The following is a 22,051-nucleotide window of genomic DNA, read 5'->3' as shown; positions in this document are numbered from 1 at the left end:
CCACGTGACATTGTAACCGTATAGAGGCAGGCGCTTAGCCTGCCTCTTTGCGTTGCAGCATCAAGCTGAACATCACCGGCACTACAATGAGGGTGAGCAAGGTGGCGAAGCCGAGGCCAAACATAATGGTCACCGCCATGCTGGCAAAGAACACATCAAATAGCAGCGGTAGCATACCGAAGATGGTGGTGATTGCGGCCATGGTAACCGGACGCACCCGACTCACAGCGGCGTCAACTAGCGCATTATAGGGTGACTTCCCGCTGCGCTCTTCGGTGTTGACTTGCTCTACAAGAACGATGCCATTCTTAATCACCATCCCGGTGAGGCTTAATATCCCGAGCAATGCCATAAAGGTGAAGGATTGCTGGGTCACTAGCAGGCCAATGGTTACGCCAATAATACTGAGCGGTACTGTTGTCCAGATCACCAAGGCTTTGCGGGTGGAGCTAAATAGCAACACGGTAATAATAAACATCGCCAAGTACCCTAAGGGCAACGACGAGAACACTGCAGCCCGCGCATCTCCCGATGCCTCATGCTCGCCACCCCATTGCACCTCATAACCGGAAGGAATGGTCATGGCTTCAATATGGGGGCGCACCCGAGCAAACATTTGCGCCGGGGTTTCTTCATGTAAGGGATCTGCATCCGCCATGACGGTCAGGGTACGCTTGCGATCGCGACGTTGAATCACACTTTCTTCCCATTCGAGGGGGATATCATCGATCACTTGGGCAATCGGCACGTAGCGATTCAGCGCCGGGCTATATACTTGAATATCATGCCATTGCTCAAGGTATACCCGTTCTTCTTCTGGGGCGCGCACCAAAATGGGCAGGAGATCTGTACCATCACGATACACTCCAACGCGTTTGCCGCGGAAGTTGGCGAGCAGTAGATCGTCTACGTCTTGTTTACTAATTCCGACCCGTCGGGCGTGCGTTTCATTAAATTGCGGGCGGAGCACTTTGCCTCGCTCACGCCAGTTATCTCGTACAAAGGTTAATCCGGGGTCGGCGCTAAGAATCGCTTGCGCTTGAGCGGAGAGCTGGCGTAGCGTATCTGGATCCGAGCCGATAAAGCGCACTTCAACGGCGGCTTTTACCGGAGGGCCAATTTCCATTCGTTTGATCTTGGTGCGTGCGTTCGGATGGAACTGCGCCAAATAATCTCGGGTGGCGGCGATCATGTTGGGCATATCGTCGCTACTATTTACCCGAACTAACAGTTGGCCGTAATTTTCATTATCGAGTTCCACTAAATAAGGCAAGGAGAAGCGTGGGGCGCCACGACCAACCGTCGTGGCCACTTGGGTCACAGCCTCTTGTTGCTGTAACCATTGTTCAGCCGCCTGCAGATCTTCAGCCGTTGCTCGGATATCGGTGCCTTGGGGGTACCAGAAATCAACAAAGAATAGCGGAGTATTGGAGCTTGGGAAAAAGCTTTGTTTTACTGCTTGAAAGCCCACAACGCTGCCACCCAATAACACCAGCATCATCAGCATCGTCACGATGCGATGCCGCAAGGCCACCTGTAGAAGACGGCGATAACCGTTATAGATAGGTTTGTTGTACAGATCCCGCTCACTTCCCGCTACAGGCACACCTTTGCGGAATAGCCGGTCGCCTAAGAATGGAATCAGTATCAAGGCGGTAATCCAACTAAGCCCCAATGAGATCAGCAATACCCAGAACAGGGCGCCGGCAAATTCCCCGGTAGCGTCGGCGGATAAACCAATGGGTGCAAAAGCGATAATGGCGATCACCGTGGCCCCGAGCAAGGGCATGGCGTTTTGTCGAATCACATCCTGCGCTGCACGCAGTCGGGTTTGGCCTTTTTGGATCCCCACCAACATACCTTCGGTGATCACAATGGCGTTATCCACCAACATACCCAGGGCAATAATGAGGGCACCGAGGGATACCCGATGGAGATTGATATTAAACAGGTGCATAAAGATAAAGGTGCCCAGCACGGTAAGTAAGAGCACCAAACCGATAATAAAACCACTGCGCAGGCCCATTGTGAGCAGCAGGGCAACCATCACGATCACCACCGCTTGGGCGAGGTTCATCAGAAAGCCCGATACCGATTTATTTACTTCTGCAGGTTGGTCGTAGATGGGGGTAAGTTCCATCCCTACAGGGGTTGCGTAAGTAAGCTCCGCAAGGCGTTGATTGAGTTGCTTACCCACTTCTACCACGTTCACATTATTGGCAAAAGATACCCCGATCCATAACGAGGCATCGCCGTTAAAGCGAAGAATCTGACGTGGGATCGGCTCAACTTGTCGGTAAATGGTGGCAACGTCGCCTAGAAAGATTTGTTCGCGGGCTCCGGGGTTGCTAATGATCAGAGTGCTGAGTTGTTCTACCGAGGAAAATTCACCACTGGTGGCAAAGCGCACGGCATCGTCTTGCAGGCGCACGCGACCGGCGTTGGATACGGTATTCTGAGTCGCTAAGAGCTCGTAAATACGTTGCGGCGGAATACCCAAATTGGCCAAGCGTGCCCGCGATACTTCTGCCACCACTTGTTCTTGCTGCTCACCAGCGATCACGACTTTGGCGACACCAGGCACGAGCGCCAATTCCCGCCGTAAATACTTGGCGTGGTCGCGAAGTGCGGGGAGGGAGTAGCCGTCGCCGGTAAGAGCTAACAGCACGCCGTACACATCGGAGAAATCATCTTGCACCACGATGGGGCCAGCGCCTGGCGGCAAGTGGCGCGCGTAATCGTTTACTTTACGTCGCAATTCATCCCAAATTTGTGCCAGTTCTTTGGCACGATACTGATCCTGCATTTCCACCATAATTTGGCTCTGGCCCGCCGTTGAGGTGGAGGTGATATGCCGAATATACGGCAGTTCCTGCAGCACATTTTCCAAAGGAACGGTAATTTCTTCTTCTACTTGCTGCGGTGATGCGCCGGGATAGGGTGTCACCACTAAGGCTTGCTTGATGGTGAATTCGGGATCTTCCAGTCGTCCGAGGTTTTGCAGCGCAATGGTGCCGCCAATCAATAGGATCAGAAGAAATATCCAACTGCTGGTGGGGCGCTCAATGCTATAGCGCGCGATATTCATGACTACAGCCCTCGCTCACGAACCCAAGGACGCACGCGCTGACCTTCATGTAACTGATGCACCCCAGCAATCACGACTTGCTCGCCTTGCTGCAAGCCCGCCACAATTAAAATATCACTGGATGATGCCGGCCCAATGGTTACCCGGCGTTGCTCAAGGATTCCGCTGTCGCCATTCTCAGATTGATATACCCACACCATGCGTTCTTGGTGCTGTAACGGTGAGTTGGGGGGCACAAATACCGCAGAGATGGGTACGCGTACCGTATCTTGTTGCTGTGGCAGCACTTGCTGGCTATCGATGATGACACTGGCGGTCATCCCCGGCAGGATATTGCCGTTCTTCGGCGTAGGTAAGGTAAACACCACGCGGTAGGTATTGGTGGCAGGATCGGCGATCCGATCCCATTGCCGCAGTTGCCCCTTAAAAATCGTATCTGGCATAGAATCGAACACAATATCGGGCTGGTATTGAGTTTCCCGACGCACTTGTGCAAACAAGCGTTCTGGTACCTGAATGCTGACATCAATCATATCGTCGACATGTAGGGTGACCACGGGTTGTTGCGGGCCAATGTTTTCATAGAGCTCGACATGTAGATTGGCAATCACACCAGCAAAAGGCGCAGTGAGACGCGTGTAACCGAGATTGGCTTTGGCGGTATTTAGATTGGCGCGAGCCACTTGCACTTCGGCCCGGGCTTCATCGAACTGAGAAGCAGAAATGATATTTTGATCTAATAATCGTTCTAACCGGCGAAATTGCGCTTCCGCCAATTCGGCCCGTGCTTGTGCTTGGGCCACAGTGAGTTCGTAGTCGGTTGGGTCGAGGGCTGCAATTAAATCCCCTTGATTCACAGCCTGACCCGGTCGCCAAGGTAATTCATGAATTTCACCGCCCACACGAAAGGTCAGATCGGCGGTTTGGGTGGCCTCCACTACCGCCGGGAAACGACGAATATCGCCGCTGCTGTGATGGCCCACCGTGTATAAATTCACCGGGCGCAGCACGTCAGATGTTTCCTGCGCAACCTCGCTGCAGGCGCTCACAAATAACGCGACAAAAGGGATAATCAGTAGCGCGGTACGGGATATGTGGGCCATGTAACACTCCTTGGCAACAACCTAAGCTGAAATTCGACCTTGCTAGTGTAGCTATGCTATATATAAAGATATATTGAATTAAATTTAGATATTTATTCAGATAATCTTAACAAGAGGCGTGTTTTGTGAAGATCTGGCCTATTCGTGTGCTCAGCACGCTCATTGCAACAGGAAGTTTGCAAAACGCCGCCGAGCAGTTGCATCGCACCCCGGCAGCACTCAGCATGACGCTATCGAATCTCGAGAACGAACTTGGTTTCACCCTACTTGATCGCTCGGGATATCGTTTGCAATTAACCCCGCAGGGCAGTCAGTTTTTGCGTCATGCCCAAGAATTATTGCGTCAGCACGATCGCCTAAACTCCATCGTGACCCAATTACGGGAAGGGGCGGAGCCACAGCTTTTGTTGTCGTACGATTACACCTGTAATCCCGACTTATTGCTCAGCGCGCTCAAGCGCATTCAACGTGACTTTCCGGTCACGGAAGTGTTTGTAAGTGGTCACTCACAGCTTGAGGCTTTAAAAGAAGTCGCCGAAGGCTTGGCGGATATTGCGCTTACACCTTGGTTACCCACGTTTCAGCAAATGGCCGATTTCGAGAGCTTACGGGTTTCTCAGTTTGACCTCGTGGTGGCCATCGCCAAATCCTTAGTGGATGAGCTGGGTATGCCCCGTAGCCGGGATGCGTTAAGTGAGCTACCTTATCTATTACCGCGCAACCTCAACATGGGCATTAACCCAGAGCAAATTTATCGGATAGCCGGGAAATCACGCTTGCGTGTAAATGACTCCCACACCTTGGTAAGGTATTTGCGCGCGGGTTTGGGGTGGGGCATTGTGCCCCGAGATTTGGTGCAGCGAGAAATTCAAAAAGGGACCTTGCTTGAAATTGATATCCCCGGTTTTCTTGACCATATCTCCGCTGAAGTGCATTTAGTGAAGCTATCCTCGAAACAATTAGGCCCAGCGGGCGCTCAGCTATGGAATGAATTCGCTGAGCGCGAGGGTAGTCAGCAGCGGGTAAAAAAACGGGCAGCACGGGTGCAGTCCCATGTCACACAATCGTCATCGCGCTGACATATATTAGAAGATAACGATAATTTTTAATGGGTAAGGATTACTTGCATGGATCGTCCAGCAATTTCATTTCGTGAAGCACTCGCCGTGTGGTGGAAGATCGGTTTGCTTAGCTTCGGCGGACCCGCGGGCCAAATCGCCCTCATGCACCGCATTGTTGTGGAAGAAAAGAAGTGGCTGGATGAAGATCGATTTTTACACGCGCTGAATTATTGCATGCTCTTACCAGGGCCTGAAGCCCAGCAATTAGCCACCTATGTGGGTTGGCTTTTGCATGGAGTGCGCGGCGGTATTGTGGCGGGGGTGCTCTTTATTGTGCCAGGCGCGGCGATGATCTTGGGCCTGTCGTGGGCTTATGTGCTGCTCACAGATGTGAGTGCAGTGGCTGGGTTGCTGTTTGGATTAAAAGCCGCCGTATTGGCCATTGTCGCTCAGGCGTTGGTGCGGTTAAGTCAGAAAGCGTTAAAAACAGGATTGGCGGCCGCGCTGGCGCTCGGTGGGTTTCTTGCGCTTTTCGTGTTCTCGTTGCCGTTCCCTCTCGTGGTGCTAGTCGCGGCGGTGGTTGGATGGTTTTTCACTAATTACAATCACGTCGACCTTCAGAACGCACCGAAAGTCGCGCCCGTTTATTGGCCCGGCACTAAACGCGCCGCACTGATTTGTGCGGGGCTCTGGGTTGGCACCATTTTGCTCTTGATGGGTCTTTGGACCGACGGTAGTGTCTGGACTCAGATTGCGTTGTTTTTCTCAAAACTGGCGGTCGTCACCTTCGGTGGCGCCTATGCGGTTCTAGCTTATGTGGCCCAGCAAGCGGTGGAAAACTACGGCTGGCTGCAACCGGGCGAGATGCTTGATGGCCTAGGGCTTGCGGAAACCACCCCCGGCCCCCTGATTTTGGTCACTCAGTTTGTCGGCTTTTTGGCAGGGTTTCGCGCGGAAACCGGGATGCATCCACTGGCCGCAGCCACACTAGCCGCGTTACTTACCACCTGGGTGACTTTCTTGCCATGTTTTCTGTGGATCTTTGCCGGTGCTCCCTATGTGGAAAAACTGCGCGGGATGCCCCGTTTAAGTGCCGCACTCGCTGCCATTACCGCTGCTGTGGTCGGCGTTATTGCCAACCTCGCTCTATGGTTTGCGCTCAATTATTTATTCACAGAGCGGTTTACTTTTGAAACCGTAGGGGTCTCAGTGTTGTTGCCACAAATAGGGTCCGTTGATGTGTATGCATTGGGGCTCACAGCCGTGGCGCTATTCTTAGTTTTCGGTTTAAAGTGGGGTATCTTTCGCTTGCTTGGCGTCATGGCCGCCGCAGGGTTGCTGGTGCAGTGGTTCGGCATGTGAGATTGATACACATCAACCAGAGTGTCGGTTCAGCTTGCTGCATTTTTTTGTCGCCAGTACACTAGAAAACAGGATGCTTGGGATGCTGACTCCAGCCGAGCATGAACAACAACAAAATACTCGCCCCCTATCCAAGGAGTTCGCTGGTTTTGACCTTTTTGCGCGATTTTGGCCATGCACTGCTCCATGCCTGTAGAAATCTATTGCCCATTGTGGCAGTGGTGCTGGTATTCCAGTTTTTAGTGCTGCGACAAATGCCTGAAAATGGCCTTTCCATGGTGATTGGCTTGGGCATTGTTGCCATTGGCGTCGCTCTCTTTTTGCAAGGCCTAGAACTTAGTATTTTCCCCGTCGGCAAAAGTCTGTCTAATCAATTTGCGCGTAAAGGCTCGTTTTGGCTGTTACTTGCCTTTGGCTTCTGCCTTGGCTTTTCTGCGGTGGTCGCAGAGCCGGCCTTGATTGCGGTTGCGGAGCAAGCACAAGCCATCAGTGAAGGCCGCATAGATGCGCTCACTTTACGCCTCTTGGTCGCGTTATCCGTCGGATTTGTTGTATCCCTAGGAATCTTTCGCACCATTATGGGTTATCCCATCCAGTGGTTTATGATTATCGGTTACATCCTGGTGGTCGCCGTGACCTACTTTGCTCCTGAGGAAATCGTGGGCTTGGCATATGATTCTGGTGGCGTGACAACCAATATTGTCACCGTGCCTCTGATCGCTGCTTTGGGTATTGGTTTAGCCGCGTCAATCCGGGGCCGTAATCCGCTTATGGATGGCTTCGGCTTAGTGGCATTGGCGGTGATGGTGCCAATGATTGCGGTGCAGCTGTATGGGATTGTCGTTTTTAGTCAACCCGCGCCAGATATAGACGCCAGTTTGCTCGCGCGTGATACGGAGGTGGCTACGGGCGCTCTAGCCATGTTACTCGATCTTGCGGCCATGGTGCGCGACGTACTGCCGATTATTATCACGATTCTCTTTTTCCAATACATCGTATTGAAACGAAATCTCGCCAATCCGCGCAAGGTGACCTTTGGCTTTCTTTTGGTCATCATCGGTTTATACGCTTTTGTGGTAGGGCTAAAAATCGGTCTGTTCCCCATTGGCACCAGTATGGCTGATCAGCTCATGGCGATGGATGGCTATCTATTTGTGTACTTATTTGCTTTTGCGATTGGTTTTGCCACAACCATGGCGGAACCGGCATTGATTGCGGTGGGCAAACAAGCAGAAGAGGCGGCTGCGGGTAAACTCAACGGCAGTGCCATTCGTATTTTAGTGGCTTTCGGCGTGGCTATCGGGATCACCATAGGCGTGCATCGCATTATTGATGGCGGCTCTATGCATTACTATGTCATGGGAGGTTACATACTAGTAATTTTCCTGACCTTAATCGCGCCTAAGTACATTATTGCATTAGCCTATGATTTAGGTGGAGTGACGACATCAGAGGTAACCGTGCCTCTGGTCACGGCCTTAGGTATTGGTCTTGCCACCAATATTGAAGGGCGAAATATACTTATCGACGGCTTTGGCTTAATTGCCTTTGCGTCTATCTTCCCGATTGTGACGGTGATGATTTACGCCATCGTTATGCATATCTGGAATCATTTGCAAGAAAAGAGGGCAGAAGCATGAAATTTTCGGTGTTAGTTGCCATTGTTCCAGAAGACTTAGAACAAGAGGCTATTGATGCAGCGCGCGACCAAGGTGCCGGTGGCATCACGCTGATGTCGGGTCGTGGCATTAGCAATTCCGCCAAGAAATCATTCTTTGGCTTGCAATACGACGGCAGCCAAGTGGTTCTGTTGATGGTGTTAGAAAAGAGCTTGTCGCTGCAAGTGATGAAAGCAGTACAAACCGTGATCATGCCCGATGGCGAAGATTCGCGGGGGTTAGTTTTTACCCTGCCATTGGAGCATATTGGTGGTATTGACCACACGCAATTGGAAAAATTTGAGCAGTACGTGAAAGAGTGCATGTAGCAAACACTCACGACGCAGAGGATATCAACATGAAAGTGAACGATTTGATGGTCAAAGAGGTGATTACGATTTCTCCTTTTGCCAAACTACGGGAAGCCTTAAGTAAGCTGAAAAGTCACGATATCAAATCACTCGTGGTCGAGAAGCAGAACGATGGCGATGCCTACGGGATCATTACATATACGAATATTTTGAAAACCGTAATTGCCGAAGAAGGCGATATCGATATGCTTAATGTGTACGATATTTGTGCCAAGCCCGCGCTGACCGTTGGCAAGAGCCTTGCTGTGAAGCACGTGGCTAGCATGATGGTGCAACATCATGTGAAGCGGGTACTGGTGGTTGAAGATAATGAGCTGGTGGGGTTTGTGACCATGGACGACATGATGGACGAATTGCTGAAACAGGTTGAGTAATCATGCTCTATTTCTTTCACGGTTTGGAGAGCGGTCCCCATGGGCAAAAGTATCATTTGCTCAAGGCTCAGTATCCCGAAGTCACCTCACCGGATTTTCAGGGTATGGATCTTAACCAGCGCATTGCCCATGCGGAGCGTATCACGCGAGATCAGCACGGACTTACCGTGGTTGGCTCTTCCTTTGGTGGCTTGCTCGCAGCGCGTTTGTACTCTTTGTATCCCGAGCGCTTCAAAGCCTTGGTATTGCTTGCTCCCGCGGTACATACGGAAGAAGGGGATCGAGTAGAGCAGTTACCCCCAGCCTCGCATATTCGCGTACTGCATGGTTTGGCTGATGATGTAGTGCCCCACGCGAAAGTAGATGCTTTTTGCCAACGCTTTGGTTTGGAGATTATCAGCGTCGACGACGAACATCGTCTTGCAGCCGAAAGCTCGCAACAAGCCATTCTGGACCTCCTCGCTCAAGTTTATGAGCGGTCTTAATCAGGCATAACAGTCTCTGTATTCACCCAAGTTGGGTTAGCTATAAACAGTGTGAATGGCTGAAATAGCCTTTCACCGGCCTGCTTACATTCAATTTCAGCGCTAAATCGCGTATAATCCGCCCGTTTTCCATCATGTCTGCCTTGGTGCTGAATCCCTAGCGCCAGTGGGCGGGCACGCAAATCAAGAGGAATCATTTGTGTTAGAACAGTATCGCGCACATGTGGCCGAACGCGCCGCAGAAGGTATTCCCCCTAAGCCTCTGAATGCAGAGCAAGTATCTGAGCTGGTTGAGCTGTTAAAGAGCCCGCCAGCGGGCGAAGAAGAATTCTTATTTAATCTGATCAGCGAGCGGGTGCCTCCGGGCGTCGACGAAGCTGCCTATGTGAAAGCGGGCTTTCTTGCCGCAATCACGAAAGGTGAAGTTCACTCACCAATCATTAGCAAAGAACAAGCGGTAAAACTGCTGGGCAATATGCACGGCGGCTACAACATCGAAACCCTCGTTTCGTTGTTAGATAACCCTGAGTTGGCAGAGCTTGCGGGTGAAGAACTCAAACACACGATTTTGATGTTTGATGCCTTCCACGATGTGGAAGATCGCATGAAAAATGGCAATGCCGTGGCCAAAGCTGTGGTGGAGTCGTGGGCCAACGCGGAGTGGTTTACTAACCGCCCAGAAATGCCTGAAAAAATCACCGCTACTGTATTTAAAGTAACCGGCGAAACCAACACCGACGATTTGTCGCCGGCCCCGGATGCTTGGTCACGTCCAGACATTCCGTTGCATGCCAAAGCCATGTACAAAATGCCTCGTGAAGGCATTACCAATGCGGCAGAGCAAATTGCGGAACTGAAAGAAAAAGGCAACCCAGTTGCGTTTGTCGGTGACGTAGTCGGTACCGGCTCTTCACGTAAATCAGCCACCAACTCGGTATTGTGGCTGATTGGTGACGACATGCCAGGTACCCCGAACAAGCGTTCTGGTGGTATCTGTATTGGTGGCAAAGTGGCGCCGATCTTCTTTAACACCATGAAAGACACCGGAACCTTAGTGTTCGAAGCTGACGTCGACAAGATGAATATGGGCGATGTGATTCATATTTATCCGTTGGCGGGCAAAATTGAAAACGAAGCCGGTGAAGTGATTGCTGAGTATCAATACGCCTCTGATGTGATTATCGATGAAGTGCGTGCCGGTGGCCGGATTAACCTGATTATTGGTCGTGGCTTAACCACGAAAGCCCGTGAATCATTGGGCTTAGGCCACTCTGATTTATTCCGCTCGCCAGTGCAGCCGTCGGATAGCGGAAAAGGCTTTACGCTTGCACAGAAAATGGTGGGTAAAGCTTGTGGCGTTGCGGGCGTGCGTCCAGGAACTTACTGCGAACCACGCATGACCACAGTGGGCTCGCAAGATACCACAGGGCCTATGACCCGTGACGAGCTGAAAGACTTGGCCTGCTTGGGCTTTAACGCGGATCTCGTGATGCAGTCATTCTGTCACACCGCCGCGTATCCAAAGCCGGTGGACATCGACACTCAGCACACTCTGCCAGATTTCATTATGAATCGTGGCGGTGTATCCCTGCGCCCAGGCGATGGTATTATCCACAGCTGGCTCAACCGCATGTTGTTGCCGGATACCGTGGGTACCGGTGGTGATTCCCACACCCGTTTCCCACTGGGCATTTCGTTCCCGGCAGGTTCTGGTTTGGTGGCGTTCGCCGCAGCCACAGGTGTAATGCCATTGGATATGCCTGAGTCGGTATTGGTGCGCTTTAAAGGCAAAATGCAGCCGGGCGTGACCCTGCGTGATTTAGTCCACGCGATTCCTTTGTATGCCATCAAGCAAGGCCTTCTCACCGTTGAAAAGCGTGGTAAGAAAAACGCCTTCTCCGGTCGTATCCTTGAAATCGAAGGCTTAGATAACCTCACTGTTGAGCAAGCGTTCGAATTGTCCGACGCGTCAGCAGAGCGTTCAGCCGCAGGTTGTACGATTAAGCTGTCTGAAGAATCGATTGCTGAATACTTACGCTCAAACATCACCATGTTGCGCTGGATGATCGCAGAAGGTTACGGCGACGTACGTACCCTTGAGCGTCGTGCTCAGAAGATGGAAGAGTGGTTGGCCAACCCAGAATTGATGGAAGCCGACAAAGACGCCGAGTATGCAGAAGTGGTTGAAATCGATTTGAATGAAATCGTTGAGCCGATTCTGTGCTGCCCGAACGATCCAGATGATGCAAAAACGTTGTCTGACGTAGCTGGCGACAAAGTGGACGAAGTATTTATCGGTTCATGTATGACCAACATCGGTCACTTCCGTGCCGCCGGTAAATTGCTTGAGCAAAACACCAAGCCGTTGAACACGCAACTGTGGATCGCGCCACCAACCAAGATGGACGAAGCCCAGTTGATGGAAGAAGGCTACTACAACATTTACGGTCGCAACGGTGTGCGTACAGAAATGCCAGGCTGTTCACTGTGTATGGGTAACCAAGCCCGGGTGAAAGCAGGCGCTACTGTACTCTCAACTTCAACCCGTAACTTCCCGAACCGCTTAGGTGATGGTGCGAACGTGTATTTGGCTTCGGCTGAACTCTCCGCAGTGGGCGCGATTTTAGGTAAAATCCCAACTCGCGAAGAGTACATGCAGTACGCGCAAAACATCGATGCCATGGCCGGTGAAGTGTACAAATATCTGAACTTTGATCAGATGCCTGATTTCCGCGCGGCTGAGCAAAAAGCGAAAGACACCATTATTCCTACCATCAACGTAGCTTAATTATTGGTTTCTGTTCGCTAACAGCGAAACCTGTAAAGCCCCGGTATCGGAAGGTACCGGGGCTTTTTTTATACCTACAGCGACCCGCTGGCAGCAACAGGCAGACCGCTGACCGCATTTCCCTACTCATCGGCGTTCGAAGCATCTAGATTGGTAGTATTAATAACCCAAATAAGAACGATGAGGGCACACTGTGAAATATCTAATCCAAGGCATATTGGTGACACTCTTGCTTATCGGGACTGCTGTCGCGTCCGATGAACATCGCCGCACAATTCCTATAGAAAGCGTGAATGTGACTGAGCATCGTGTGCAAATAAACGGTCAACGCGTAAATTACAAGGTGCATGCAGGCACCCTACCGGTATGGAACGAAGTAGGACACCCCACGGCAACGCTGCAGTACACCTACTACGAGCGCACCGGGGTGCGTTCGCAAGAAGAACGACCGTTAATGATTTCTTTTAACGGAGGCCCAGGTTCCGCGTCCGTATGGATGCATATTGCTTATACCGGTCCGAAATCACTGAGAGTGGACGACGAAGGCTTTCCGATTCAGCCGTATGGTGTCAAAGACAATCCATACTCGGTACTCGACGTCACCGACATTGTGTTTGTGAACCCAGTGAACACCGGTTATTCGCGGGTACTGCCCGGCCCAGACGGAAACATGCCGTCCCGTGAACAGCAGCGCAATATGTTTTTCGGTGTGAACGCGGATATCCAGTATTTGGCTGAATGGTTAAATACCTTTGTAACCCGCTACAATCGCTGGCGCTCACCTAAGTTCCTGATTGGTGAAAGTTACGGCACCACCCGAGTAGCCGGACTCGCCTTAGCCTTACAAAACCAACAGTGGATGTACCTCAACGGGGTGGTTCTGGTATCACCAACGGATATGGGCATCGATCGTGATGGTCCAGTGAAAGCGGCTAATCGCTTGCCTTACTTTGCCGCTACCGCTTGGTATCACGGTCAGCTCGACGATGACTTACAGCAGGGCGATCTGTACGATTTAATACCGAAAGTTGAAGCATTTACTATAGACACCTACTTACCTGCGTTAGCCAAAGGCGCGTGGTTGCCCGAAGATGAGAAGCGCGAGATTGCCGAGCAAGTAGCGCGCTTTGCTGGTATTTCTGTAGAGTCGGTATTACAGAGTAACCTGGATATTGACCCGGCTTTCTTTTGGAAGGAACTACTTCGTGATCAAGGCCATACCGTTGGTCGCTTAGACTCGCGTTACAAAGGGTTGGATCGCAAAGACGTAGGCGTACGCCCCGACTTTAATTCCGAGTTAACCTCTTGGCTGCACTCGTTCACGCCGGCCATCAACTACTACTTACGCGAAGAACTTGGTTTTGTCACCGATACCAAATACAACATGTTTGGTCCGGTACACCCGTGGGACCGTACAGGCAACAATACCGGTGAGAATCTGCGCCAAGCCATGGCACAAAATCCGTATTTGAACGTACTTTTTCAAGCAGGATATTACGATGGCGCCACCAATTACTTTGATGCCAAGTACAGTATGTGGCAGTTGGATCCAAGCGGTAAAATGCGCGATCGCTTATTCTTTGAAGGCTACCGCAGCGGTCACATGATGTATCTGCGCCGCGACGACTTGGAACTATCGAATAATCATTTACGTGAGTTTATTCGCGCGTCCTTGCCTGGCCCAAATGTGCCTGCTAAGTACTAAGATTGCAGTACCCACGCAACGATGTGATTGGAGGAAATATGCACAGTCTATTTAAGAAAGCGGCTCTGGTGGTTGCTGTCGCGGCGACTACATTGACGGTATCCGCCTACGACCGTATTACCGGGCACCATTTTGCCTCACGCTCAGAAGTGATGGCACCAGAGGCCATGGCGGCCACCAGCCAAGGTTTAGCCACGCAGGTGGCGCTAGACGTGATGAAAGCCGGTGGTAATGCCATCGACGCGGCTATTGCTGCCAACGCCATGTTGGGCTTGGTGGAGCCAACCGGGAACGGTATAGGCGGTGATTTATATGCCATTATTTGGCACGCGGAAAGCCAACAGCTTTATGGCCTCAATGCCTCAGGTCGCTCACCCATGAGTTTGTCCCTCGATTATTTCCTTGAAAACGGTTATGAGAGTATTCCCCAGCGCGGCTTGCTCCCTCTATCCGTGCCGGGCGCAGTCGATGGTTGGTTTGAGATGCACGAGCGTTTCGGGAATATGCCCATGAGCGATATTTTGGCACCCTCCATCCATTACGCAGAAAATGGCTTTCCGGTCACCGAAGTGATTGCTTATTATTTTGAGCGCAATGCAGAAGTACTGCAGGACTTTCCTGGTTTTCGGGATGTCTTTATGAAAGCGGGGCGCACCCCACAAAAGGGCGAAATGTTCCGCAATCCTGATTTGGCCAATACCTACGCACAAATCGCTGAAGGCGGTCGCGACGTGTTTTATCGCGGAGCAATTGCACGCACTATCGGTGATTTCGTGCAAGAGCATGGTGGCTTTCTAAGCTACGACGACATGGCCGCCCATGAATCAGAGTGGGTGCAACCGGTATCCACCAACTATCGTGGTTATGATTTGTGGGAGCTTCCCCCCAACACCCAAGGTATTGCGGCGCTGCAAATTCTCAACATCCTTGAGCAATTTGATATTGCTGCCATGGGATTCGATAGCCCTGAGTATATCCATCACTTCGTTGAAGCAAAGAAACTTGCCTTTGAAGATCGTGCGAAGTTTTACTCGGATATGCAATTTAATGAAATCCCAGTGGATTGGCTGATTTCCAAAGAGTACGCCCAAGAACGCGCCAAGTTGATTAATTCAGAACGGGCAGGGCGCAGCTACGAGCCGGGTAATCCTCCGATGACAGGCGATACCATCTATCTCACCACGGCGGATAAGCACGGCAATATGGTGAGCTTGATTCAAAGTAACTATCGCGGCATGGGGTCGGGCATTACCCCAAGTGGTCTAGGTTTTGTGCTGCAAAACCGGGGCGAGTTGTTTGCCTTGGATCCAAATCACATGAACGTGTTTGAACCGGGTAAGCGTCCGTTTAATACCATTATCCCTGCCTTTGTTACCAAAGATGGTAAACCGGTGATGAGCTACGGTGTGATGGGCGGTGGCACACAACCGCAGATGCACGCGCAGATCCTTATCAATATGCTCGATTTTGGTATGAACCTACAAGAGGCCGGTGATGCTCCGCGGATTCTGCATACGGGGTCGAGCCAACCGACCGGTGAAACCATGACCGATGGCGGTGTATTGAGTTTAGAAAATGGTTTTTCTGATAACACCCGTCGTGAACTGATTAAGATGGGACACCGCCTGCAAGAAGCCGTCGGTCCATACGGTGGGTATCAAGCGATTTGGTACGATGCTGAGCAAGGTATCTATATTGGCGCGTCGGAAAGTCGTAAAGACGGCTACGCCGCCGGTTATTAATCCCCTCGCGCTGAGTGCTTGCGTGCTCAGCGCACTTTTCCCAACGCCCAAGCCGTGGCATGATGCCTACATCAGTAGAGCACCGCAGGTGCTGTGCATCAGCAAGGAGTGAGTTGCACCATGGCCGTATTGCATCGTCCACAATCGGGGATCTACGCCGAACCCAGCCTTCACGGGTTATTTGTTTTTATGCATATCGACAGTGATGATGTCGCTGGGGTACGCGCGTGTTTAGCATCCCTTCCCGAGCATATAAAACACTGGCAGGGCTACTTCTCTGAAGCCTTACTGTCGGTTGTGGTGGGTATTGGTGAAGCATATTGGGATGTGCTGTCGCCAGATTCACGGCCAGATGGCTTGCATGGCGTGCCTGATTTTACCCGCAGTGAACATCCGTGCCCGGCAACGCCTTACGACTTTGTGTTAATTGTGCGCTCGGATCGGGTGGATGCGAACTATGCCACCGCCAGAGCTTTGCAAGAAGTGCTAACCGGGGTCGCGGTATTGGCCCAGGAAACCGTGTCATTTCGCTATTTGGATGGGCGTGATTGGCTCGGCTTTAAGGTGAATCCAGACATGCCTCACGGCGGGCAGCGGCGCGAACTTGCGTTAGTGCGAAGCGACGATGATCCCGAATTCGAAGATGGCAGTTTTCTCTGGATTCAGCAATCGCGCGCAGAAGTGGCACGATTTAGTCGGCTGACCAATGCCGAACAAGAACGATTAATGGGGCGAGAACGTAGCTCCGGCCAGCGCTTAAAAACAGCGAAACAGAGCCATGCCGAGAAGAATCTAGGTGAGGTGTGGTCGCAGCGGATGCTACTCACAAATCTGCGCCACCAAGGAGAAATCGCATTCTCTTTTGCACGCAGCATGAACGCATTGCAGGATTGGATGACACGACGTTTTCTACCCGATGCAGACGGGCTGTGTGATCCATTGTTAGATTATCAACAGGTAGAACACAATAGTGTCTACTTTGTGCCCTCTGAGCGTTGGTTACAGGGCCTCACGGACCTGCCAACGATTTTGGATCAGAACAAGAGAAACGACGGTGATTAGATAGGGGTATCGAACAGTTGTTGTACGTTCTTTAAGGTATCTTCAATGTGATTGATATCTACCGGCGAGATGAAAATCGTATCATCCCCGGCGATAGTTCCGAGCACACCTTCTTTTTTTCCCACAGAATCTAATAAGCGCGCGATTAACTGGGCGGCGCCCGGTGTTGTGCGAATAATGATCATCACCGAGTTATGTTCGACATCCAACACGAGTTGCCGTACTGAACTTTTTGCTGAAGGCATCGACAATTCTGGCGGCAAACAGTACACCATATCTTCCCGCGCGTTACGGGCGCGCACCGCACCAAACTTACTTAACATGCGCGATACTTTCGATTGATTCATGCCATGAAAGCCACGCTTCTGCAGGGCTTCAACAATCTCCGCCTGAGAAGAGTAACGTTCTTCTTTCAATAACGCCTTAAAGGCTTCAATCAATACATCTTGATGTTGGAGTGCCATATCTACTTTCGTCGGATTGTTATAATGGGGGCTTTTCGGCACAGTGTATCGGAAATTTTTTCGAACACCTAATTATCCTAATTTAAGGCAACGAAAAAGCCGGGATTTATTGTAATTTTAGCGCTGATCCTTTAAGGTTTAGCCCCCGCAACTGACTGAATGGAGTGCGATATGAAAGTAGCAGTGTTAGGCGCCGCTGGCGGTATAGGTCAGGCGTTATCTCTTCTTCTAAAAACCCAGCTTCCAGCTGGTTCTGATCTGGCCTTATTCGACATTGCACCGGTAACTCCGGGTGTTGCTGTCGACCTCAGCCACATCCCCACCGCAGTGACGGTAAAAGGGTATGGCCAAGAAGGTTTGAAAGACGCCTTAGCGGGTGCAGACGTTGTATTAATTCCAGCCGGTGTTCCGCGCAAGCCTGGAATGGACCGTTCTGACTTGTTCAACATGAACGCTGGCATTATTAAGAACTTGATTGAGAATATCGCAGATACCTGCCCGAAGGCATTGGTTGGCATTATCACCAATCCAGTGAACACCACAGTAGCCATTGCCGCTGAAGTGTTGAAGAAAAAAGGCGTGTACGACAAGAATCGTTTGTTCGGTGTGACGACCCTCGACGTGATTCGCGCAGAAACCTTCGTGGGTGAGCTCAAAGGCAAGAACCCTGAAGACTTGCACGTACCGGTAATCGGTGGTCACAGCGGCACCACTATTCTGCCATTACTGTCACAAGTGAAGGGTGTGGAGTTTAGCCAAGACGAAATCGAAAGCTTAACCCACCGCATCCAGAATGCCGGAACTGAAGTTGTAGAAGCGAAAGCTGGCGGCGGTTCAGCAACCTTGTCGATGGGTCAAGCAGCGGCACGTTTCTGCTTCTCATTGGTGAAAGGTCTGCAAGGCGAGAACGTTACTGAATATGCCTACGTTGAAGGCGATGGCAGCGATGCAACCTACTTTGCGCAAGCGGTACGCTTAGGCAAAAACGGTATCGAAGAAATCCTGCCTTATGGCACCTTGAGTGCATTCGAAGAAAAAGCCAAAAACGATATGTTGGACGGCCTGAAAAAAGATATCCAAATGGGTATCGACTTCGCCAATCAGTAAGCACTGATTGAAAGCATAAAACCGCCTTCGGGCGGTTTTTTGTTGGAAAGGCCGTCGCTGGTTCACCGCTATCTCCACTCGACATCACGTGCGCCGCAAGGACGCCGTCGGCATCAACTGCGGGCGTCTATTGTGAATTTGATGAAGTCAGCCTGAAGCAAAAAGTCCACTGTAATAAACTAAAGATCGAAATATTAACACTATAGTTCATTTTTACTTGTTTTATCCATTAAAAGTATGCTAAAACAAACAAAATCGTTATTTTCTATAGAATAGTTCGATAAATAAAACTTAGTTTTGGTGGAGTGCATGAAAAGCAATATCACACAAATCAAGCAGCGTGTTAACGCGCTCTTGAAAGAGCTTGAGCGCATTGAGGCTCAAGAGCTAGCAGACAAAGATATGTTTCCGCTTTCAGAATTAAGAGAGCGTGTGACGCGCTATGTTAAAGAAAACGATATTACCATCGACACATTCTGCGAACTTGCGATGATAAGCAAGGCAACCCTCTACGCGGCATTCAACTCTCCGAGCTCAACTAAACGCGCAACCATTGAGTCTATTATCTCTGTGTTTGGAAACTACACATTGTACATTGGACGTGCCGATGCAAGTTAATCGTGTAGCTACCGTATTTGTTAACAGTAAGAGGGCCGGGACACTTACAGAGTACCGCGATTCTCAGAACTTATCTGCACGTGAGCATTATACATTTAAGTATGCAGCAGAATATCTAACCCATGGCTCTCCCATTGGACATTATTTTCCGGTCACAGACGCTCAATATGAGTTTGATGCTTTACCTCCCTTCTTTTCTAATTTGCTCTCGGAAGGCTGGTTAAGAGCGCATCAGGCGCATAAGGCAAGACTCGATAAAAATGATGAATTCGGTTTGCTATGCGCCAATGGAGAAGAGCTTATCGGTGCAGTGTCTGTGGTGGCAGGCGAGGTTGATGCGTTGCCATCTGATCGGATTGTTCAGCTCCCTATACCTAAACCGAGCACCCTAAGAGATAAAGGCGTTTCCATTGTTGGTACATCGGGATCGTTCAACGATTACGCGATAGATCATGCGAACGGACAATCCATATCAGGTGTGCAGCGAAAGCTCATGATGAAGCTGGAAGGGAGTCAGCTCGTTCCTACGGTCCGCGGAGGCCAATACATCGTTAAGCCTGCACCAGAAGGCGTGCCACATTGTCCTGAAAATGAGTTCTTCGTTATGAGCTTGGCCAACAAGGTTGGTTTAAATGCTGCTGACTGTGGTCTTGTGCCTTTTGAAGACGGAGAGCTCGCCTATGTGACAAAGCGTTTTGATATCCTTAATGAGAAACAGCGCTACTTTATAGAGGATGGTGCATCCTTATGTTTAGTGCATCCCAAACATAAGGACAGCGATGCATTAAGTTATGAAACCGTGTTAAAACGTTTAAGCAATGTAGCCGGGAAGAGTAAAGCGGTCACTTTAAAGTTGTTCTTACAGGTTGTCTTTTCTTACATCGTTGGCAACAACGATTTGCATCTGAAGAATTTTTCCATGATGCGAAAGCCTAGCGGCCAAGGTACAACGATGGACATTTTAACGCCCGTCTATGACGTACTAAGCCTCGCCCCATATCCTCAATTTGACTCCGCTTGCTTCATGTCGATTGGCGTTCTCGCCATAGAAGAAGGAGATGATGGTCAGTTCAGTGATGCATATGAACGGTTTGGTTATTATACCAAGCATGACTTTGTACAGCTGGGATTGAATATAGGTTTGCCGAAAGCACTCATAGAAAAACAAATGAAGCAGCTAACCACTAAAATTTTAGACGTTTTAGAGAGTGGCTTTAGAACACCGATACCAGATGAATTATACGCAAAGATCATAGCTCGTATTCGTGAGCGATGTGGCACATTAGAACTGATGATTCCAGCAGAACACTAAGTTGAGGTATTTGTGAAAAAAATCCTACTGATTATCGCGTTCCTGATTGTTGTCGCGCTCGCGTATTTTTCCTTAATGCCTGAATCGGGCACTGAGCGTGTAGCGTCTCATGAGGCGTTACAAGAAAGGGAGGCACGGCAAGCGTTGTCGCGACAAACCGCAGATGACATTGTTGGGGATAGCCCCGAGCGCACAGTAGATGGCACTTCACTTGGCAGTCAAGCAACGGCGACGGACGATGATGATTATACGAATCGTGGCCTCGTCGACGAGTACGCAGGGCACGAGCACAGCGAGAATTTACAGGTGTATCTGACATCCAAAGACGGAACATTGGTGTTAGATACCAGCAGGATCTACAAATTGTCGGTGATTGAGCTTGCTGAGCATATTCACCGCTTGGATGGGGAAGGGGTAAAAGACGCTCTGTCGTATGATGCCGAGCGTCGTTTGGATACCTTAGTGAGAGATGCCTCTCACGTTCAACATCAGGCATTGCAGTGTTCTCAGGCGCTGTGTGGTGTGTTGTTTTCAGCTTACGATGCCGCAGATGTATCCACCCTGCTCGACAATGTATCCCGGGATCGAGATGTTCAAGGGCTATCGCGTGGTGGCGTGCTGCGCACAATAGAGGACAACGGCTCTCACTACGGGTTACTTATTTTGGTACTCGACCGGGGCGAGCCCCTGAAGTTAAATTAAGCGACCCGCTCTACCGCGAGGTTGGCAAGCGCTTTCAGTGCTTCCTTGTAATCGGACTCAGGGAAGTCGGCGAGGGCCGCGATCGCTAGATCGCGCTGCTCTAAGGCTTTGTTGCGGGTGTACTCAAGCGCGCCAGTGCTTTCCATGACGGCTAATATCGGTGCCAGCGAATCGCGCTTGCCACCTTGTTCAATGGCTTCACGAATCAGGGCGGCATGCGCGCTGTCGGTATTCCACATGGCATACAGGAGCGGCAGGGTGGGTTTGCCTTCGGCGAGATCATCCCCGGCATCTTTACCCATGGTTTCGGCATCCGAGGTGTAATCCAGCAAGTCGTCGACCAACTGAAACGCGGTGCCGAGATAGCGTCCGTAGTCGGCGGCGGCTTTTTGCACATGTGCTGGCTGACCAGCAAGTTCCGCTGCCAATTCTGTTGCGGCCTCAAACAGCTTGGCGGTTTTACTGTAAATGACCTGAAAATAGGATTCCTCTGAGGTTTCCGGATCGTTACAGTTCATAAGTTGCAGTACTTCACCTTCGGCAATCACGTTAGTGGCATTGGCCATCACTTCCAGCACGCGCATGCTTTCGGTTTTGACCATGAGCTGGAACGCTCGGGTGTACAGAAAATCGCCAACTAGAACACTTGCTTCGTTTCCAAAAAGTGCATTAGCGGTGTCTTTTCCACGGCGAGTCATAGATTCATCCACAACATCGTCGTGTAAAAGGGTCGCTGTGTGGATAAACTCAACGATTGCCGCTAATAACTGGTGATGGGTGCCTTGATAACCGAGTGCACGAGCAGTAAGCACGGCCAATTGTGGACGCAGGCGTTTACCCCCGCTGCTAATAATGTAAAAGCCGAGCTGATTAATGAGGGCTACATCGGATTGCAGCTGCTCTGTAATAATCGCGTTTACAGCGCTCATGTCGGTGTTGCTTAAGGCTTTTACTTGATCCAAGGTCATGGCAATTCGGTTTCAGTAACTTAGTTAAATTTGGCGCTGATTTTACCGTATTTACAGAATTCTGCCAGTTTGATGATTTTT

The 22,051-nt window shown here is 50.6% G+C and carries 18 protein-coding genes and 1 pseudogene; 15 read left to right on the top strand and 4 right to left on the bottom strand.

The genetic code is table 11. The features are described 5' to 3' along the window. Nucleotides 1-34: 34 nt before the first annotated feature. Both FM042_RS05985 and FM042_RS05980 read right to left on the bottom strand, forming a co-directional pair. A complete protein-coding gene (locus FM042_RS05985) occupies nt 35-3,088 on the bottom strand; it encodes an efflux RND transporter permease subunit (RefSeq protein WP_143235312.1) in 3,054 nt (1,017 codons plus the stop codon). 2 nt (nt 3,089-3,090) lie between these two features. Next, nucleotides 3,091-4,191: an efflux RND transporter periplasmic adaptor subunit gene (locus FM042_RS05980; RefSeq protein WP_143235310.1), complete on the bottom strand. Its 1,101-nt coding sequence runs from the start codon at nt 4,189-4,191 to the stop codon at nt 3,091-3,093. Nucleotides 4,192-4,316: 125 nt separating this feature from the next. On the opposite strand from FM042_RS05980, the gene FM042_RS05975 reads away from it, so the two are divergent. From FM042_RS05975 to FM042_RS05930, 11 genes and pseudogenes are all read left to right on the top strand, one after another. Then, on the top strand, nt 4,317-5,270 hold the full coding sequence (locus FM042_RS05975) for a LysR family transcriptional regulator (RefSeq protein WP_143235308.1): 954 nt from the start codon (nt 4,317-4,319) through the stop codon (nt 5,268-5,270). Between the two features lie 48 nt (nt 5,271-5,318). Next, nucleotides 5,319-6,614 carry a chromate efflux transporter gene (gene chrA / locus FM042_RS05970; RefSeq protein ID WP_143235305.1) on the top strand — a complete coding sequence of 432 codons (1,296 nt, stop codon included), beginning with the start codon at nt 5,319-5,321 and terminating at the stop codon, nt 6,612-6,614. A gap of 101 nt (nt 6,615-6,715) precedes the next feature. After that, nucleotides 6,716-7,444: pseudogene (locus FM042_RS12025) on the top strand (DUF1538 domain-containing protein); the annotation flags it as partial. A gap of 90 nt (nt 7,445-7,534) precedes the next feature. After that, on the top strand, nt 7,535-8,254 hold the full coding sequence (locus tag FM042_RS12020; RefSeq protein WP_232366390.1) for a DUF1538 domain-containing protein: 720 nt from the start codon (nt 7,535-7,537) through the stop codon (nt 8,252-8,254). Next, nucleotides 8,251-8,601, top strand: a complete 351-nt coding sequence (locus tag FM042_RS05960) for a transcriptional regulator (RefSeq protein WP_143235300.1) — start codon at nt 8,251-8,253, stop codon at nt 8,599-8,601. The genes FM042_RS12020 and FM042_RS05960 overlap by 4 nt, the downstream gene beginning before the upstream one ends. Before the next feature lie 29 nt (nt 8,602-8,630). Further along, a complete protein-coding gene (locus tag FM042_RS05955; protein ID WP_143235298.1) occupies nt 8,631-9,017 on the top strand; it encodes a CBS domain-containing protein in 387 nt (128 codons plus the stop codon). A 2-nt stretch (nt 9,018-9,019) separates the two neighbouring features. Then, nucleotides 9,020-9,502, top strand: coding sequence for an alpha/beta hydrolase (locus tag FM042_RS05950; protein WP_143235296.1), 483 nt, complete (start codon nt 9,020-9,022; stop codon nt 9,500-9,502). Between the two features lie 199 nt (nt 9,503-9,701). Beyond that, entirely contained in the window at nt 9,702-12,290 is a 2,589-nt protein-coding gene (gene acnB / locus FM042_RS05945; protein WP_143235294.1) for a bifunctional aconitate hydratase 2/2-methylisocitrate dehydratase, read from the top strand. A 193-nt stretch (nt 12,291-12,483) separates the two neighbouring features. After that, nucleotides 12,484-13,995, top strand: a complete 1,512-nt coding sequence (locus tag FM042_RS05940; protein WP_143235292.1) for a S10 family peptidase — start codon at nt 12,484-12,486, stop codon at nt 13,993-13,995. A 38-nt stretch (nt 13,996-14,033) separates the two neighbouring features. Further along, entirely contained in the window at nt 14,034-15,737 is a 1,704-nt protein-coding gene (gene ggt, locus FM042_RS05935; RefSeq protein ID WP_143235290.1) for a gamma-glutamyltransferase, read from the top strand. A gap of 120 nt (nt 15,738-15,857) precedes the next feature. Next, entirely contained in the window at nt 15,858-16,799 is a 942-nt protein-coding gene (locus FM042_RS05930; RefSeq protein ID WP_143235288.1) for a Dyp-type peroxidase, read from the top strand. On the opposite strand, the gene argR is transcribed toward FM042_RS05930, so the two are convergent. After that, a complete protein-coding gene (argR, locus tag FM042_RS05925) occupies nt 16,796-17,263 on the bottom strand; it encodes a transcriptional regulator ArgR (RefSeq protein ID WP_143235286.1) in 468 nt (155 codons plus the stop codon). The genes FM042_RS05930 and argR overlap by 4 nt on opposite strands. Nucleotides 17,264-17,434: 171 nt before the next feature. Here argR and mdh point away from each other — a divergent pair, with 171 nt between their 5' ends. The 4 genes from mdh (at nt 17,435) to FM042_RS05905 (ending at nt 21,002) form a co-directional block, all read left to right on the top strand. Continuing rightward, nucleotides 17,435-18,370, top strand: coding sequence for a malate dehydrogenase (mdh, locus tag FM042_RS05920; RefSeq protein ID WP_143235284.1), 936 nt, complete (start codon nt 17,435-17,437; stop codon nt 18,368-18,370). 309 nt (nt 18,371-18,679) lie between these two features. Beyond that, a complete protein-coding gene (locus tag FM042_RS05915) occupies nt 18,680-18,988 on the top strand; it encodes a hypothetical protein (RefSeq protein ID WP_143235282.1) in 309 nt (102 codons plus the stop codon). After that, nucleotides 18,978-20,300, top strand: coding sequence for a type II toxin-antitoxin system HipA family toxin (locus tag FM042_RS05910; RefSeq protein ID WP_143235280.1), 1,323 nt, complete (start codon nt 18,978-18,980; stop codon nt 20,298-20,300). The genes FM042_RS05915 and FM042_RS05910 overlap by 11 nt, the downstream gene beginning before the upstream one ends. A 12-nt stretch (nt 20,301-20,312) precedes the next feature. After that, entirely contained in the window at nt 20,313-21,002 is a 690-nt protein-coding gene (locus tag FM042_RS05905; protein ID WP_143235278.1) for a hypothetical protein, read from the top strand. Here the strand turns inward: FM042_RS05905 and ispB are convergent. Then, a complete protein-coding gene (gene ispB / locus FM042_RS05900; protein ID WP_143235276.1) occupies nt 20,999-21,970 on the bottom strand; it encodes an octaprenyl diphosphate synthase in 972 nt (323 codons plus the stop codon). The genes FM042_RS05905 and ispB overlap by 4 nt on opposite strands. Nucleotides 21,971-22,051: the final 81 nt, after the last annotated feature.

The organism is Aliidiomarina halalkaliphila, assembly GCF_007096385.1.
Taxonomy (GTDB): Bacteria; Pseudomonadota; Gammaproteobacteria; order Enterobacterales; family Alteromonadaceae; genus Aliidiomarina; species Aliidiomarina halalkaliphila.
Note: the sequence above shows the minus strand (reverse complement) of the source record. Positions and strands in the feature narration are given on the sequence as shown.